Source organism: Azospirillum picis, assembly GCF_017876115.1.
GTDB classification, from domain to species: domain Bacteria; phylum Pseudomonadota; class Alphaproteobacteria; order Azospirillales; family Azospirillaceae; genus Azospirillum; species Azospirillum picis.
Genome location: NZ_JAGINO010000002.1, coordinates 240639 through 256062, shown reverse-complemented (window position 1 = coordinate 256062; position 15424 = coordinate 240639). Strand labels below are relative to the sequence as shown.

The 15424-nt window shown below is 68.2% G+C and carries 19 protein-coding genes, 1 other RNA gene and 1 pseudogene; 14 read left to right on the top strand and 7 right to left on the bottom strand.

Annotated elements, in window-relative coordinates:
- Positions 1 to 138: 138 nt before the first annotated feature.
- The 5 genes from J2850_RS03720 to J2850_RS03700 form a co-directional block, all read right to left on the bottom strand.
- Positions 139 to 945: a TSUP family transporter gene (locus tag J2850_RS03720; RefSeq protein WP_209978885.1), complete on the bottom strand. Its 807-nt coding sequence runs from the start codon at positions 943 to 945 to the stop codon at positions 139 to 141.
- Positions 946 to 979: 34 nt separating this feature from the next.
- Positions 980 to 1654 (bottom strand): thiamine phosphate synthase, encoded by a 675-nt coding sequence (gene thiE, locus J2850_RS03715; protein WP_209978883.1) that lies wholly within the window; start codon positions 1652 to 1654, stop codon positions 980 to 982.
- Between the two features lie 3 nt (positions 1655 to 1657).
- Positions 1658 to 2587 carry a class I fructose-bisphosphate aldolase gene (locus tag J2850_RS03710; RefSeq protein ID WP_209978881.1) on the bottom strand — a complete coding sequence of 310 codons (930 nt, stop codon included), beginning with the start codon at positions 2585 to 2587 and terminating at the stop codon, positions 1658 to 1660.
- Positions 2588 to 2753: 166 nt separating this feature from the next.
- A complete protein-coding gene (locus J2850_RS03705) occupies positions 2754 to 2999 on the bottom strand; it encodes a hypothetical protein (protein WP_209979399.1) in 246 nt (81 codons plus the stop codon).
- Between the two features lie 112 nt (positions 3000 to 3111).
- Positions 3112 to 3537: a hypothetical protein gene (locus J2850_RS03700; protein ID WP_209978880.1), complete on the bottom strand. Its 426-nt coding sequence runs from the start codon at positions 3535 to 3537 to the stop codon at positions 3112 to 3114.
- Positions 3538 to 3755: 218 nt separating this feature from the next.
- Here J2850_RS03700 and J2850_RS03695 point away from each other — a divergent pair, with 218 nt between their 5' ends.
- The gene (locus J2850_RS03695) at positions 3756 to 4100 is read left to right on the top strand and encodes a type II toxin-antitoxin system HicB family antitoxin (protein ID WP_209978878.1); all 345 of its coding nucleotides are present in this window, start codon (positions 3756 to 3758) and stop codon (positions 4098 to 4100) included.
- A 119-nt stretch (positions 4101 to 4219) separates the two neighbouring features.
- Here the strand turns inward: J2850_RS03695 and gap are convergent, their stop codons facing one another.
- Entirely contained in the window at positions 4220 to 5227 is a 1008-nt protein-coding gene (gene gap / locus J2850_RS03690) for a type I glyceraldehyde-3-phosphate dehydrogenase (RefSeq protein WP_209978876.1), read from the bottom strand.
- Between the two features lie 59 nt (positions 5228 to 5286).
- Positions 5287 to 7281 (bottom strand): transketolase, encoded by a 1995-nt coding sequence (gene tkt / locus J2850_RS03685; protein WP_209978874.1) that lies wholly within the window; start codon positions 7279 to 7281, stop codon positions 5287 to 5289.
- Positions 7282 to 7704: 423 nt separating this feature from the next.
- On the opposite strand from tkt, the gene J2850_RS03680 reads away from it, so the two are divergent.
- The 13 genes and pseudogenes from J2850_RS03680 to J2850_RS03625 all read left to right on the top strand — a co-directional run bounded on the left by J2850_RS03680 (position 7705) and on the right by J2850_RS03625 (position 15412).
- A complete protein-coding gene (locus tag J2850_RS03680; protein WP_209978872.1) occupies positions 7705 to 7929 on the top strand; it encodes a hypothetical protein in 225 nt (74 codons plus the stop codon).
- 4 nt (positions 7930 to 7933) lie between these two features.
- On the top strand, positions 7934 to 8242 hold the full coding sequence (locus J2850_RS03675) for a cell division protein ZapA (protein ID WP_209978870.1): 309 nt from the start codon (positions 7934 to 7936) through the stop codon (positions 8240 to 8242).
- 14 nt (positions 8243 to 8256) lie between these two features.
- Positions 8257 to 8420: non-coding RNA, 6S RNA (gene ssrS, locus J2850_RS03670), on the top strand.
- Positions 8421 to 8455: 35 nt separating this feature from the next.
- Entirely contained in the window at positions 8456 to 9040 is a 585-nt protein-coding gene (locus J2850_RS03665; protein ID WP_209978867.1) for a 5-formyltetrahydrofolate cyclo-ligase, read from the top strand.
- A gap of 22 nt (positions 9041 to 9062) precedes the next feature.
- Entirely contained in the window at positions 9063 to 9887 is an 825-nt protein-coding gene (locus tag J2850_RS03660) for a TIGR00282 family metallophosphoesterase (RefSeq protein WP_209978865.1), read from the top strand.
- A 167-nt stretch (positions 9888 to 10054) separates the two neighbouring features.
- Positions 10055 to 10807: a YebC/PmpR family DNA-binding transcriptional regulator gene (locus J2850_RS03655; protein ID WP_209978863.1), complete on the top strand. Its 753-nt coding sequence runs from the start codon at positions 10055 to 10057 to the stop codon at positions 10805 to 10807.
- 90 nt (positions 10808 to 10897) lie between these two features.
- Positions 10898 to 11440 (top strand): annotated as a pseudogene (gene ruvC / locus J2850_RS31640) (crossover junction endodeoxyribonuclease RuvC); the annotation flags it as partial.
- 30 nt (positions 11441 to 11470) lie between these two features.
- Positions 11471 to 11938, top strand: a complete 468-nt coding sequence (locus J2850_RS31635; RefSeq protein ID WP_417281581.1) for an endonuclease domain-containing protein — start codon at positions 11471 to 11473, stop codon at positions 11936 to 11938.
- Between the two features lie 3 nt (positions 11939 to 11941).
- Positions 11942 to 12568 carry a Holliday junction branch migration protein RuvA gene (gene ruvA / locus J2850_RS03645; RefSeq protein WP_209978861.1) on the top strand — a complete coding sequence of 209 codons (627 nt, stop codon included), beginning with the start codon at positions 11942 to 11944 and terminating at the stop codon, positions 12566 to 12568.
- Positions 12565 to 13650 carry a Holliday junction branch migration DNA helicase RuvB gene (ruvB, locus tag J2850_RS03640; protein ID WP_209978859.1) on the top strand — a complete coding sequence of 362 codons (1086 nt, stop codon included), beginning with the start codon at positions 12565 to 12567 and terminating at the stop codon, positions 13648 to 13650. Before ruvA ends, ruvB begins: the two co-directional genes overlap by 4 nt.
- Positions 13643 to 14125, top strand: a complete 483-nt coding sequence (gene ybgC / locus J2850_RS03635; protein ID WP_209978856.1) for a tol-pal system-associated acyl-CoA thioesterase — start codon at positions 13643 to 13645, stop codon at positions 14123 to 14125. Before ruvB ends, ybgC begins: the two co-directional genes overlap by 8 nt.
- A 72-nt stretch (positions 14126 to 14197) precedes the next feature.
- Positions 14198 to 14929: a protein TolQ gene (gene tolQ / locus J2850_RS03630; protein ID WP_209978854.1), complete on the top strand. Its 732-nt coding sequence runs from the start codon at positions 14198 to 14200 to the stop codon at positions 14927 to 14929.
- A gap of 3 nt (positions 14930 to 14932) precedes the next feature.
- Positions 14933 to 15412: an ExbD/TolR family protein gene (locus J2850_RS03625; protein ID WP_209978852.1), complete on the top strand. Its 480-nt coding sequence runs from the start codon at positions 14933 to 14935 to the stop codon at positions 15410 to 15412.
- The last annotated feature ends 12 nt before the right edge of the window (positions 15413 to 15424 follow it).

Genomic DNA, 15424 nt, shown 5'->3' with positions numbered 1-15424 from the left:
CATTCAGAGTCTTCCGCAATCAGTGGCGCGACGGCAACACCACGCACAGTTGCGGAAAACCCGGAGCCGGAAGGCGGGAGCGGCGAGGGAAGGAAGACGGCCGCGTCAGTATGACGCAGCGGGAGGGACGCTGCGGCGTCAGGCGATCCAGGAGGTCAGTGCCGAGAACAGGTGACGCAGGATGTTCTGATCGTCGCTCCACACCAGCTTGGCGGTGATCACCACCGACGCGACGACCAGCATCGGCCGCACGATGCGGGCACCGTTGCGGATCACCATGTGGGCGCCGGCCTGCGCCCCGATGTACTGGGCGACGCCCATCAGCAGGCCGACCGTCCACAGCACATGGCCGCCGATGATGAAGAAGATCAGCGAGGCGATGTTGCTGGTCAGGTTCAGCACCTTGGTATGGGCCGTCGCCTTGCGCAGGTTGTATCCGAGCAGGGAAACGAAGGCGATGGCGAAGAAGGTGCCGGTGCCCGGTCCGAAGAAGCCGTCATAGAAGCCGATCCCGGTGCCGATGCTGAGCGCGAAGGCATGTTCGCCGATGCGCTGATGGGCGTCGATGTCGCCGGCCTTGGGTGACAGCAGCAGATAGATCGCGATGCCGATCAGCAGGATCGGGATGACGTCGCGCAGGAAGCTGGGGTCGAGCATCTGGACCAACGTCGCGCCGACGCCGGCCCCGACGAAGGTGCAGGCGATCATCGACCTCATCGCAGCGGGATGGACCTCGCCGCGGCGGACGAACTTGATGGTGGCGGAAAGCGACCCGAAGCTGGACTGCAGCTTGCCGGTCGCCAGCGCTTCGGCCGGGGAAAGGCCGGCGGCGAGAAGGGCGGGGATGGTCAACAGCCCGCCGCCGCCGGCGATCGAATCGACAAACCCTGCAAGCAGTCCGACGGCGAACAGGATGCCCAGCGACTCGGGCGTCAGAAGATCCATGATGGGGGATGGTTCCGGGACTTGAGAGATGCCGTCAGCCTGCCGAGCCGGCAAGCGCCTCGGCGATGGCCGTGTTCAGCGCCTTGACGCCGGCGCCCGGACCCTGCGGGTGGGACCAGACCGCGTTGACCACGGCCAGGAAATCGGCGCCGGCGCTGACCAGTGGCGCACAGTTGTCGGCGGTGATGCCGCCGATCGCGACGCAGGGAACCTCCATCAGCTCCGACCACCAGCTCAGCAGGTCGGGCTCGGCCTTGTATTCCGCCGCCTTGGTGGTGGTCGGGAAGAAGGCGCCGAAGGCGACATAGTCGGCGCCCTCCTCGCCGGCGATCATGGCAAGGTGGCGGCTGTCATGGCAGGTGACGCCGACGATGGCGTCGTTGCCGAGAATCCTGCGGGCATCGCGGTAGGGGGTGTCGGTCTGCCCGACATGCACGCCATCGCATCCCGTTTCGCGGGCCAGCCCGGGATGGTCGTTCAGGATGAAGGCGACATCACGTTCCTGCGCGACCGGACGCAGCAGATCGCAGGCCCGTCGGACATCGTCGTCGGAACAGCCCTTCAGGCGCAGTTGCACGCAGGCGACGTCGCCGCCGTCGAGCGCCTCCGCCAGAAGCGGCGCGAACGCCGCCGGCTCGAAGGCCGGCGGCGTCACGAGGTACAGTCGGCAGGCGGGCGGTTCCGCCTGGGACGGCTTTCCCTTGGCCAAGGATTACTCCCGGCCCTGGTAGATCTTCATGATCCGGTCGAGCAGCTTCAGGGCCTCGTCGCGCGGGCGCTGGAAGGCGTTGCGGCCGATGATCGACCCGTTGCCGCCGCCGTCACGGATGGCGCGGGCATCCTCGAACACCGCATCCTCGCCCTTGGTGGCGCCGCCCGAGAAGACCACGACGCGGCGGCCGTTGAAGGCGCACTGCATGATGTGCTTCACGCGCTCGGCCTGGGTGCCGATGGCGATCTGCTTGGCCTCGTAGACCTTCTTGGCCTCCGCCTGCTCCAGATGGGCCGACGGCAGCTTGACCTTGATGATGTGGGCGCCCAGCAGCGCGGCCATGTGGGCAGCGTAGCCGATCACGTCGATGGCCAGCTCGCCGTCCTTGGTGACGGCGCCGCCGCGCGGGTAGGACCACAGAACGGTGGCGAGGCCGTAGGACTTGGCCTCCTTCGACAGCTCGCGGAACTCCTCGTACTGGGAGTACATGGCGTCGGAGCCGGGATAGATGGTGAAGCCGATGGCCGACGCACCGATGCGCAGCGCATCCTGGACCGAGGCGGTGACGGCCTGGTCGGCCGCTTCCTTCTGGGTGGACAGGCTGTTGGCGCTGTTCATCTTCAGGATCAGCGGAATCGAGCCGGCGAAGGTGTCGGCACCGGCTTCCAGGGAGCCCAGGGGAGCGGCGTAGGCGTTGCAGCCGGCGTCGATGGCCAACTGGTAATGGTAGTGCGGGTCGTAGCCCGGGTCGTTCGGGCCGAAGCTGCGGGCCGGGCCATGCTCGAAGCCCTGGTCGACCGGCAGGATCACCAGCTTGCCGGTGCCGCCGAGCTTGCCTTCCATAAGAATGCGGGCGAGGTTCGCCTTGGTGCCGGGATTGTCGCTCTCGTAGTTGGCGAGAATGTCTTTGACGCGGCGCGTGAGCTTCATTGTGGCTCTTCCCCAGGGGCGTTCTTGGAAATGGCGCCGTCTTAGCCCGGATTCGGCCTCTTTGCAACGGCGGGAGGGGCATAAAGCGGCCATTTGACACGCCCAAACGTCCTAGGGCCTGCGGCCGGGGGCGGCCCATCCGCGCCGGCAGGCGCCACCGGATGGGTTACAGCAAAAGGGAGCGGACAAGCGAGTAGAAGCCATATCCGGCACCGCCCAGCACTGCCCAGGAGCCCGCGGTCAGGCCCACCCAGACTGCCACGAGACGGAGTCCGCGCATCCTTTCGCGCGGGGCCGGAGGAAACGGAGTGGTCCGTTTCGTACCGTCGTCAGCGGCGGTTCCATCGGCTTGCCTCGACAGGCGAGGCGGAACGATCGGCGGATCCGCGTTGGTCAGGGTGGTGATGCTCATGGCGTGCTCTTCCGGCGTCGAAAGGGGAAGGCGGCTGTCACAAAAATATCCTTCTGCTAGGCTACACCACCTTCGCGCAGGCGATATGAGCGAAAAAGCGGTAGCCCCGCTTCTAGTCGGAGCCGTTGCGGCAATGCCGCGACAGCCACTCCCGGCAACGAAGGTCGGGCCGCCCGGCCGCCGCCATGTCAAGGAAGTACGGACACCGGGTCAGCACGACCGCGCCCCGTCGGGATGCGATGGCGGCCAGCCGCTGGGCGACGTCGGGCCGGCCGGTGAACAGCAGCGCCGGCATGCCGGCCGCCAGCGCGCCCTGTGCGGCGCCCGCCCGGTCCGAGCAATCCAGCAGCGCCGTGGCGGCAAGCTCCGGAAATTCCCGCCGCACGCGTGCCAGCAGGCCGAGCAGCCACAGGGGACCGCCGACGCCTTGTCCCATCAGGGCCAGTGGCACCCTCAGCCCGCCGGCTGCGGCACCTGCGGTCAGCGCGTCGTCCAGGCCGCGGACAAGGATAGGGCAGGAGAGGGCGGAATCTGGCATCGGATGCAGGACGGGGTGGCGCGGAAAGAACAGCCAATGTAGCGCGGCCGGCCTGCGGCCGGAACGGACGATCGCAGGCGCCTGCAGCCGGACGGTTGAGAGAATTGAGGCAGGTCAAACCACATGGTGTCGGTGCAGGAGTATAGTCGCTCTTGTCTGGTCCTCGGTATCCCCGCCGGAGACCGTCTCATGGGAATTGCATGCCCGGGAATGCCGCGATGATGGAATACAAGGGTTACAAGGCCCAGATCGACTTCGATAACGATGCTGGCGTCTTTGTCGGCGAAGTCATCAACACCCACGACGGCATCACCTTCTCAGGCCGGTCTGTGGACGAGCTGCAGGGATCCTTCCGTCGCGCGGTCGACGACTATCTCGACCTTGCCTGCGACATGGGTGGGGAAGCGGAGCCGCCCTTCTCCGGCCGCATCGCCGTCCGCATCAACCCGATCCTGCATCGTGCGATCGCCGGCTGTGCCGAGCAGGAAGGCAAGAGCCTGTCGGCCTGGATCGCCGAATGCCTGGGCCGGGCCGCCGGCGTCGCGAACGTGAAGGCGGGGTAGGGCAGCCGGTCCGGCGGTCGGTCGAAGCGCCGTGCCCGCGGCCGTCCGCAGGAGGGCGGCGGCATTAAAAAAGGGGCGCCTCCCCGGGGAGGCGCCCCTTTTCCATGCCGGCTGACGGCTTACTTGGCGTTGGCCATGGCGACGGCGGTGTCGCTCATGCGGTTGGAGAAGCCCCACTCATTGTCGTACCAGGTCATGATGCGGACGAAGTTGCCGTCGATGACCTTGGTCTCGTTCAGGGCGAAGATCGAGCTGTGCGGGTCGTGGTTGAAGTCGCTCGACACCAGGTCCTCGGTGTAGGCGGCCAGCACGTTCTTCAGCGCACCGTTGGCGGCATCGCTGATCGCCTTGGTGATCTCTTCGACCGAGGTGGCGCGCTTGGCGGTGAACTTGAAGTCGACCACCGACACGTTGGGCGTCGGCACGCGCATGGCGGTGCCGTCCAGCTTGCCCTTCAGCTCCGGCAGGACCTTGCCGACCGCCTTGGCCGCACCGGTGGAGGTCGGGATCATGTTCAGCGCCGCGGCGCGGGCGCGGTGCAGGTCCTTGTGGTTGGTGTCGACGATCCGCTGGTCACCCGTGTAGGAGTGGATCGTGGTCATGAAGCCCTTTTCGATGCCGACGAGGTTGTTCAGCACGAAGGCCACCGGGGCCAGGCAGTTGGTGGTGCAGGACGCGTTGGAGACGATTCGGTGCTCGGCGGTCAGCTTGTCGTGGTTGACGCCGTAGACGACCGTGATGTCCTCGTCGGTCGCCGGGGCCGAGATCAGCACCTTCTGCGCACCGGCCTCCAGGTGCTTGGCTGCATCGGCGCGCTTGGTGAAGATGCCCGAGCATTCCATGGCGATCTCGATGCCGAGATCCTTCCACGGCAGCTTGGCCGGGTCACGCTCCTGCACGACCTTGATGGAATGGCCGTTGACGATCAGGACGCCGTCACCGGTCTCGATGGTGCCGGGGAAGCGGCCGTGGACGCTGTCGTACTTCAGCAGGTGCGCGTTGGCCTTCAGGTCGGCCAGGTCGTTGATCGCCACCACCTCGACGTCCTTGCGGCCGCTCTCGTAGATCGCGCGCAGAACCAGACGGCCGATGCGGCCAAAACCGTTGATCGCTACCCGTACAGCCATGACTTCCTCCAGTTGGATTTGGGGCGCCCAAGATCGGCAGGACGCCCCTTCGGCTTCTCTCAGAGACGCGCCTTTACGGCGTCCACGACCGCTTCGGCGGTGATGCCGAAGTGCTTGTACAGTTCCTGGTACGGGGCGGACTCGCCGAAGCCAGCCATGCCGATGAAGACACCCTTTTCGCCCAGCCAGCGGTCCCAGCCCAGCCGGATCGCCGCCTCGACCCCGACGCGCACGCCGGTGCCGAGCACCGACGCCTTGTAGGCGTCATCCTGGCAGTCGAACAGTTCCCAACTCGGCATAGACACAACGGCGGTGCCGATGCCCTGGGCCTGGAGGGCTTGGCGGGCCTCCATCGCCAGCGACACCTCCGACCCGGTGGCGAGGATGGTCGCCTTGCGCCCGCCCTCGGCCTCGGCGAGGACGTAGGCACCGCGGGCGCTGCGGTTCTCTGCCGTGTGCTCGGTGCGCAGCGTCGGGACGTTCTGGCGGGTCAGCGCCAGCACCGACGGGGAGCCGGTGGCCTCCAGCGCGATCTGCCAGCATTCGGCGGTCTCGACGGCGTCGGCCGGGCGCAGGACCAGCAGGTTGGGAATGGCACGCAGCGCCGCCAGATGCTCGACCGGCTGGTGGGTCGGGCCGTCCTCGCCAAGACCGATCGAGTCGTGGGTCATCACGAAGACCGTGCGCTGCTTCATCAGCGCGGCCAGGCGGATCGACGGGCGGCAGTAGTCGGCGAACTGCATGAAGGTGCCGCCGTAGGGGATGATGCCGCCATGCAGCGTCATGCCGTTCATCAGCGTCGCCATGCCGTGCTCGCGCACGCCGTAGCGGACGTAGCGGCCGGCGAACTCGCCCTTGCCCTTGATGTCGGCGGTGTTCTTGACCTTGGTGTTGTTCGACGGCGTCAGGTCGGCGGATCCGCCGATCAGCTCATGGATGGCCGGGACCAGCACCTCCAGCGTGTTGCCGGAGGCGACGCGGGTGGCCCAGCTCGGCTTTTCGGCGCTGACCTTTTCCTTGAAGGCGACGATGGCGTCGGCCAGCGCCGAAGGCACGCCGCGACCGAAGGCCTCGTCGAAGGCCTTGCCGGCGGCCTCGGTCAGGGTGGCGCGACGGCCGCTCCAGTCGTTGTAGGCGTCCGCGCTGCGGGTCCCGGCGGCGCGCCAGGCGGACAGCACCTCCTCGGGCACGACGAAGGCCTCGTGGGTCCAGCCGATGGCCTCGCGCGTCGCGGCGACCTCGTCGGCGCCCAGCGGCGAACCGTGGCAGCCGTGGGTGTTGGCCTTGTTCGGGGCGCCCTTGCCGATGATGGTGCGGCAGGCGATCAGCGTCGGCTTGTCGGTGGAGGTCCGGGCCTGGGCGATCGCCTTGGACACGGCGTCGGTGTCGTGTCCGTCGACGGCGATGGTGTTCCAGCCGTAGGAGCGGAAGCGCGCCTGGGTGTCGTCGGTGAAGCTGAGGTCGGTCGAGCCGTCGATGGAGATGTGGTTGTCGTCCCACAGCACGATCAGGCGGTTCAGCCCGAGATGGCCGGCCAGCGAGCAGGCCTCGTGGCTGACGCCCTCCATCAGGTCGCCGTCCGACGCGATGACGTAGGTGTAGTGGTCGATCAGCTCGTCGCCGAAGCGGGCGTTGGTGATCCGCTCCGCCAGCGCCATGCCGACGGCGGTGGAGACGCCCTGGCCCAGCGGTCCGGTGGTCATCTCGATGCCCAGCGTCGGGTCGACTTCCGGATGGCCGGGGGTCAGGCTGCCCAGTTGGCGGAAGCGCTTGATCTCCTCGATGGTCATCCGCTCGTAACCGGTCAGGTAGGCGAGCGAATAAAGCAGCATCGAGCCGTGGCCGGCCGACAGCACGAAGCGGTCGCGGTCGGGCCAGGCCGGGTTCTTCGGATCGAACTTCAGGAACTGGGTGAAGAGCACCGTGGCGACGTCGGCCATGCCCATCGGCATGCCCGGGTGGCCGGACTTCGCGGCCTCGACCGCGTCCATGGAGAGCGCGCGGATCGCGCTGGCCATCGTGTGGAGGGAGGGCTGGGCGGAGGCAGCGGACATCGGGGCGTTTCCTGCGGAGTCGGGTGCCGCGGCGCGGCATCGGCAACAATGGTTGCGCGGTCGCCGTCGGGGCGCCGCGAAACGGGCGCACCATGCAGAACCGCTGTGCGCAGGTCAACATGGGAATAGGATAGGAATCGGCATGGCAGAGGGCGCTCTTCCGAAAGGGAAGTGCGCACGGCCAACGACGCAAACCAGCCGCCGGCATCCGGGTTCGCCGGTGCCGGTTCCGGCTGCGGCCTTCCGTCACGTCCTGGGATCCGGTATGGGCATTCCGTGGAACAGGTGGTCGTGACGGTTGACGCGGTCCGGCTGCCGGCCCAACTCTATGCGCTCCGAACGGCAGCGGCTCGGCTTGGCGGGTGCCTTGCCCGGGTTCTGCCCGCCGTGCATGACGTGCCCACGAGGTCGAGGTAGACGTCCATGGAATCGCTGACAAACGCTCTCGACCGCCTCGGCCGTGCTGTGGACCGGCTGGAACATGCCGCCTCCGCCCGTGAGGAGAGGGTCGGCCGGCGCGAACAGGAGCTGTCGCAGGCGCTCGAAACCGCGCGGGCGGACCGCGCGACGGCCCAGGCGACGGCGGAGGCCGTGTCCGAGCGGCTGGAGGTCGCCATCGCCCGACTGCAACATGTGCTGGAGAGCTGACGACATGGCCCAGGTCGACATAGAGGTGAACGGCCGTTTCTATCGCATGCTGTGCGAGGACGGGCAGGAGGGGCGGCTGCGTGAACTGGCCGCCTACGTCGACGACCGCCTGCAGCGCCTGACCGGCGGCGGCCGCAGCGGACCGGAAGCGCAGATGATGCTGATGACCTGCCTCGTGCTGGCCGACGAGTTGCAGGAGGTGATGGCCGGCAAGGGCATCGCTCCCGCGGTGGACGAGACCGCGGTGGTCGGACAGCTCGACGCCGTCACAAAACGCATCGAAGAGGTTGCCGCGCGCCTCGAGCGGGCCTAGATTGGTGTACGGAAGGATCGCTGCCTGGTTCGACAGGCCGCATTAATCCCCAGGGCCGATAACCTTGATCTCTAGGGAGCTGTCCCTGTCCGGTCCATTGGGCCGGGTACACGGCGCCCACCTGCTCATGCAGGCCATGGAGGATAGGCACATGGCCAACGGCCGAGGCGGCGCCTTCCACCCTCTTCCGATGCTCCCCGCACGCAGTCCGCGATGACCGATCCGCAAGCCAAGGACGCCGCCCGGCGCGAGGCGCGCGTCCGGCGCGACGCCGTCGACGACGCCGACCGTCCGGCCGCCGCCCTGGCGGTGCGCGACCGCATCGCCGCCTTGGCGCGTGACGGCCATCTGCCGCGCGGCGCCGTCGGCGGCTACTGGCCGCTCGGTTCGGAACTCGACGCGCGGCCGGCTTTGCTCCATCTTAACCGCCTTGGTTATCATGCCTGCCTGCCGGTCTCGGGGCCGCGCGGCACGGCGCTGGTCTTCCGTGACTGGGGGCCGGAGGCTCCGATGGCCGTCGGGCGCTATGGCATCCACGAGCCGGCCGAAGGACGCGCGCTGCGGCGTCCGTCGGTGCTTCTGGTGCCGCTGCTGGCTTTCGACCGCGGCGGCCATCGCCTTGGCTACGGTGCCGGCTATTACGACCGGACGCTCGACATGCTGAGGGATGACGGTGCCGTGCTGGCGGTCGGCGTGGCCTTCGCCGTGCAGGAGGTGCCGGCGGTGCCGGTCGACGGCCACGACGAGCGGCTGGACTGGATCGTGACGGAGCGCGAGACGCTGCGGATCAACAAGTGAGCTTACCGGGAAGGTTGGGGCGATGAGGATTCTGTTCTTCGGCGATGTGGTCGGCCGGGCCGGGCGCGAAGCGGTGCTGGCGCACATGCCGATGCTGCGCGAGCGGCTCGACCCCGACCTGACCGTGGTCAACGGCGAGAATTCCGCCGGTGGCTACGGCGTCACGGTGAAGATCGCCGAGGAGTTCTTCGCTGCCGGCATCGACGTCGTCACGTTGGGCAACCACACATGGGACCAGAAGGAACTGGTCGGCACCATCGAGCAGCAGCCGCGCATCATCCGTCCGCTGAACTACCCGGAGGGGACGCCCGGCCGCGGCTTCGTCCTGCTGCAGGCGCGTGGCGGGCGCAAGGTGCTGGTGGTCAACGTCCTGCTGCGCCTGTTCATGGAGCCGATGGACGATCCCTTCGCCGCCGTCGACCGGGTACTGAAGGCGCATCGGCTCGGGCCGGGCGGGGTCGACGCCATTCTCGTCGACATGCACGGCGAGGCGACCAGCGAGAAGATGATCATGGGCCATTTCTGCGACGGCCGCGCCTCGCTGGTGGTGGGAACCCACAGCCACGTGCCGACCGCCGACCACATGGTCCTGCCGCGGGGAACCGCCTACCAGTCGGACGCCGGCATGTGCGGCGACTATGACAGCGCCATTGGCATGAAGAAGGAGATCGCGCTCGCCAAGATGGTGCGCAAGCTGCCGACCGAGCGGCTGTCCCCCGCGGAAGGCGAGGGCACCGTCTGCGGCTGCTACGTCGAGACCGACGACCGCAGCGGGCTGGCGGTCCGTATCGAGCCGCTGCGCATCGGCGGCCGCCTGAGCCAGGCCCTGCCGGAACGGTCGCAATAGGTGGAGCGGGGCCTCGGCCGCGCCGCAATCTCGCCATATTGACTTTCTAATCCGGTGGGTGTCGTCTCCCGCGCCGAAAAGGTGCGGAGGGGCTGCAGACCTGTTACATGTGTCGTGCGCTCACCCCGCCCGATTGACCAAATTCCGTTTCGAGGCTCGTTCGACCCATGGCCGGTCATTCCCAGTTCAAGAACATCATGCACCGCAAAGGCGCGCAGGACGCCAAGCGGTCCAAGATCTTCAACAAGCTCGCCCGCGAGATCACGGTGGCTGCCAAGAGCGGCCTGCCGGACCCGGCGGCCAACCCGCGCCTGCGCGCCGCCATCCTGGCCGGACGCGCGCAGAACATGCCGCGCGACCGCATCGATCGCGCCATCAAGCAGGGCACGCCCGGTGGCGGCGACGACGCGAACTACGAAGAGGTGCGGTACGAGGGCTACGGCCCCGGCGGCGTCGCCCTGATCGTCGAGGCGCTGACCGACAACCGCAACCGCACCGCCGCGGAAGTGCGCTCCAGCTTCACCAAGTATGGCGGCAGCCTGGGCGAGACCAATTCGGTCAGCTTCATGTTCAACCGCATCGGCGCGATCTTCTACCCGGCCGCCGCGGCCGACGCCGACGCCGTGTTCGAGGTGGCGCTGGAGGCTGGCGCCGACAACGTCGAGTCCGACGAGAACGGCCACGAGGTCACCACGACGGTGGAGAGTTTCGGTGCCGTCCGCGACGCGCTGGAGGCCAAGTTCGGCGGTGCGGAGAGCGCGCGCCTGACCTGGCGGCCGCTGAACACCGTGGCCCCCGGCGAGGATGCCGCCGCCAGCCTGCTGAAGCTGCTGGACGTCCTGGAGGACAACGACGACGTCCAGGTGGTCGAGGGCAACTTCGACATCTCCGAAGAGCTGATGCAGAAGCTGACCGCGTAAGTTCGACGCGGGTCTTGCAAGCGGAGTGCGGGTGCCGTGTTTGCGCGGGCAGGACGGGCAGAGGGGAACGGTGCGGGGATGCCTTCGCCGGTGCGGCTGCTGGGGATCGACCCCGGCCTGCGCCATACCGGCTGGGGCATCATCGACGTGGCGGGCAACCGCCTGAGCCACGTCGCCGACGGCGCGGTGCATTCCGACGAGTCCTGCCCGCTGGCCGAGCGGCTGGTGCAGCTCCACGACGCACTGTCGGCGGTGGTGGAGCGCTACCATCCCGACGAGGCCGCGGTGGAGGAGACCTTCGTCAACAGCAACGCGGTCTCCACGCTGAAGCTGGGTCAGGCCCGTGCCGTCGCCCTGCTGGTGCCGGCCCAGGCCGGGCTGGCGGTGGCGGAATACGCGAACAACATGGTCAAGAAGGCCGTCGTCGGTCAGGGCCGCGCCGAGAAGGCGCAGGTCCAGACGATGGTGCGCCTGCTGCTGCCGGGCTGCGAGATCGGCAGCCCCGATGCCGCCGACGCGCTGGCCGTGGCGATCTGCCACGCCCACCACCGCGCGAGCTGGACGATGTGGCGGCGGGGAGCGGAGGTTTCCAAACCGGCGAAAAGTGCCCTCTCCCGTCCCGGGAGAGGGAGGGGACCCGCCGCAGGCGGGGAGGGTGAGGGAATAAACCTCCCGCTTTCCAGCCAAGCCAAGCGATACCCCTCACCCGAGGAAACCGAGCGTGCCCGCGTGCTTCGCAGAGATTCCACCGAGGTGGAAAAAATGCTGTGGCAGAAGCTGCGGAACGGGCAACTGGGGGCGAAATTCCGGCGCCAGGAGCCCATATTCGGGTTCACCGTCGACTTCGTCTCTCACGATCATCGGCTGATCATCGAGTTGGATGGCGGCCAGCATGCCGAGCAGCGCGCAGCCCATGACGAGCGGCGCACCAGGATGTTGGAGCAGGCCGGTTTTCGTATCATGCGGTTCTGGAACAACGATGTCGGCGACAACCTCGACGGTGTCCTGACGACGATCAAGGCTCGCCTGGACGAAACTTCGGTCCTGCGGCGGCCGGTCGCCGCGGCGAACCCCTCACCCGGCCCTGCGGGCCACCCTCTCCCGGGACGGGAGAGGGACTCGGAGTCCTGATCCATGATCGCCAAGCTGACCGGCATCGTCGATTCCACCGGCACCGACTGGGTCGTGCTCGACGTGAACGGCGTCGGCTACCTGCTGTCCTGCTCCAACCGCACGCTGTCGCGCCTAGCGGTGGGAGAACGGGCGTCGCTGGTGGTCGAGACCTTCATCCGGGAGGAGCGCATCGTCCTGCACGGCTTCGGCGACCAGGCGGACCGGGAATGGTTCAAGCTGCTGACCACCATCCAGGGTGTCGGTGCCCGGCTGGCGCTGTCGATCCTCGGCGTGCTCGACCCCGACCAGCTTACCCGCGCCATCGCCTCGCAGGACAAGACCGCGCTGGTCCGCGCCGACGGCGTCGGGCCGAAGGTGGCGGCGCGCATCCTCAACGAACTCAAGGACAAGGTCGGCAATCTGGCGCTCGGCCCCGCCGCCAGCACCGGCACACCGGCCGGCAAGGGCGCTCCCGCCGCCGTTCCGGGCGCCAGCCCGGCGCTGGCCGACGCGGTATCGGCGCTGGTCAATCTCGGCTATGGCCGGTCGGAGGCGTTCGGCGCGGTCGTCGCCGCCGGGCGGGTTCTGGGCGATGACGCCGGCGTGTCAGACCTGATCCGCCAGGGCCTCAAGGAACTGAGCCAATGAGCGACCCCAATAGCGACCGCCTGGTCCAGCCGGGCCAGGGCCACGGCGATTCGGCCGAGGCGTCGATCCGTCCGCTGTCGCTCGCCGAGTTCATCGGCCAGCGGCAGGCGCGCGAGAACCTGTCGATCTTCATCCAGGCCGCCCGCTCCCGCAACGAGGCGCTGGACCATGTGCTGCTGTTCGGCCCTCCCGGACTCGGCAAGACCACGCTGGCGCAGATCGTGGCGCGCGAGCTGGGAGTGGGGTTCCGCGCCACCTCCGGGCCGGTCATCGCGCGGGCCGGCGATCTGGCGGCGCTGCTGACCAACCTGCAGCCGCACGACGTCCTCTTCATCGACGAGATTCATCGCCTTAATCCCGCCGTGGAAGAGGTGCTCTATCCCGCCATGGAGGACTTCCAGCTCGACCTCATCATCGGCGAAGGCCCGTCGGCGCGGTCCATCCGGATCGACCTGCCGCCCTTCACGCTGGTCGGCGCGACCACGCGCAGCGGCCTGATCACGCGCCCCTTGCGCGAACGCTTCGGCATTCCCGTGCGGCTGCAATTCTACGAGCCCGACGAGCTGGAGTTGATCGTGCGCCGCGCCGCCGGCGTGCTGGGGATGGGCATCACGCCCGAGGGCGCCCGCGAGATCGCCAACCGGTCGCGCGGCACGCCGCGCGTGTCGGGCCGGCTGCTGCGCCGGGTGCGTGATTTCGCCGCGGTCGCCGGGGTGGAGGAGGTCGACAAGCGCGTCGCCGATGCGGCGTTGACCCGGCTGGAGGTCGACCGGCTCGGCCTCGACAGCATGGACCGGCGGTATCTCGGCCTGGTCGCCACCAACTACGGCGGCGGACCCGTGGGCGTGGAGACGCTGGGTGCCGCACTGGGCGAGCAGCGCGACGTGCTGGAGGAGGTTGTCGAGCCCTACCTGATCCAGCAGGGCTTCCTGCAGCGCACGCCGCGCGGGCGCATGCTGACCGACCAGGGCTTCCGCTATCTCGGCCTCAACCCGCCGAACGCACCGGCGCGGCAGCTCGACCTGCTGGACCGGATCCCCGGCCCGGGTGAGCCGGAAGCCGACGGGGGAAACGATGAGTGAGCCCGGTCCGGCCCTTTCCGGCTGGTTCGCGGAGGACGGCACGCACCGTTTCCCGCTGCGGGTCTACTACGAAGACACCGATGCCGGCGGCATCGTCTACCACGCCAACTATCTGCGTTTCGCCGAGCGTGCCCGGACCGAGATGCTCTACCTGATGGGCTTCCGTCAGGTGGAGATGGCCAGGGGGGAGGGCGATGTCACAGGTGTGTCATTTGCGGTACGACGCCTGACCATCGATTTTGACGCGCCTGCCAAGCTGGAGGACACGCTTGAAGTGGAAACCCGAATCGTCGATATCCGCGGTGCCTCCTTCGCAGTTGCACAAGTCATTCGCCGTGGCGGTCGCGTCCTGGCGCGTGCCGACCTGCAACTGGTGACGATCGGACGGGCCGGGCGGGCCGTGCGCCTTCCCGAGCCGGTGCGCGCGGCGATGGAGACGCTGCACCGCAAGCAAGCGCCATTCTCCTCTGCCTGATCCTCTGCCTGACCTTCCCGACGCCCCGTCTTCCAACCCCCTGCCCACAGCGCAACCGCGAGACTGACTGCGATGGACGCCCTGCAAACCGCCCAACTGGCCGGCAACGCCGCCACGACGGCACATGAGATCACGATCCTCGGCCTGTTCTGGCAGGCCGACGCGATCGTCAAGATCGTGATGCTGATGCTTGTCGTCGCCTCGATCTGGTGCTGGGCCATCATCATCGAGAAGCTGATGCGCCTGCGCCGTCTGAACGCCCAGGCCGACGCCTTCGAGGAGGCGTTCTGGTCGGGTGGCTCGCTGGACGCGCTGTACGACCGCATCGGCCAGTCTCCGGCCGACCCGATGGCGGCGACCTTTGCCGCCGGTATGCGCGAATGGCGCCACGCCGCCGACCGCGGCATCGCCGGAACGATGAAGGGCTCGCTGCAGCAGCGGGTGGAGCGGGTGATGGCGGTGACCATCGGCCGCGAGATGGCGCGGGCGGAGCGCTACATGACCTTCCTGGCGTCGGTCGGCTCCACCGCCCCCTTCATCGGCCTGTTCGGCACGGTGTGGGGCATCATGAACTCCTTCACCTCCATCGCCGGCTCGGGCAACACCAGCCTCGCCGTGGTGGCGCCGGGCATCGCCGAGGCGCTGTTCGCCACCGCCATGGGCCTGCTGGCCGCCATTCCCGCCGTTCTGTCCTACAACAAGTTCTCCACCGATCTCGGCCGCTACGCCGATCGGCTGGAGACCTTCTCCGGCGAGTTCTCGGCCATCCTGTCGCGCCACCTCGAGGAGCGGGGAGCCGCCTGAACCATGGCCGGACAACTCGCAGGCAAGTCCCACGGGCGCGGCAAGCGCCGGGGCTATCGCGCGATGGCCGAGATCAACATGACGCCCTTCATCGACGTCATGCTGGTCCTGCTGATCGTCTTCATGGTCGCCGCCCCGATGCTGACCGTCGGCGTGCCGGTCGACCTGCCCAAGACCAACGCAGCTCCGCTGGAGCAGCAGAAGGACCCGCTGTTCGTCACCGTTCAGACCGACGGCCGCGTGTTCGTGCAGGAGACGCCGGTCGAGCTGACCAACATGGTGCCGCTGCTGATCGCCGTCACCAACAACAACCCCGAGGCCCGCATCCTCGTCCGGGGCGACGCCAAGATCGCCTATGGCAAGATGCTGGAAGTGATGGGCACCATGAGCGCCGCCGGCTTCAAGAAGGTCGGGCTGGTCGCCGAGATGCCGAACGGTCCGACCGCGTCCGGTGCGCGGGTCGGGGCCAAGCCGGCACGCTGAGGCGGGCGGAAC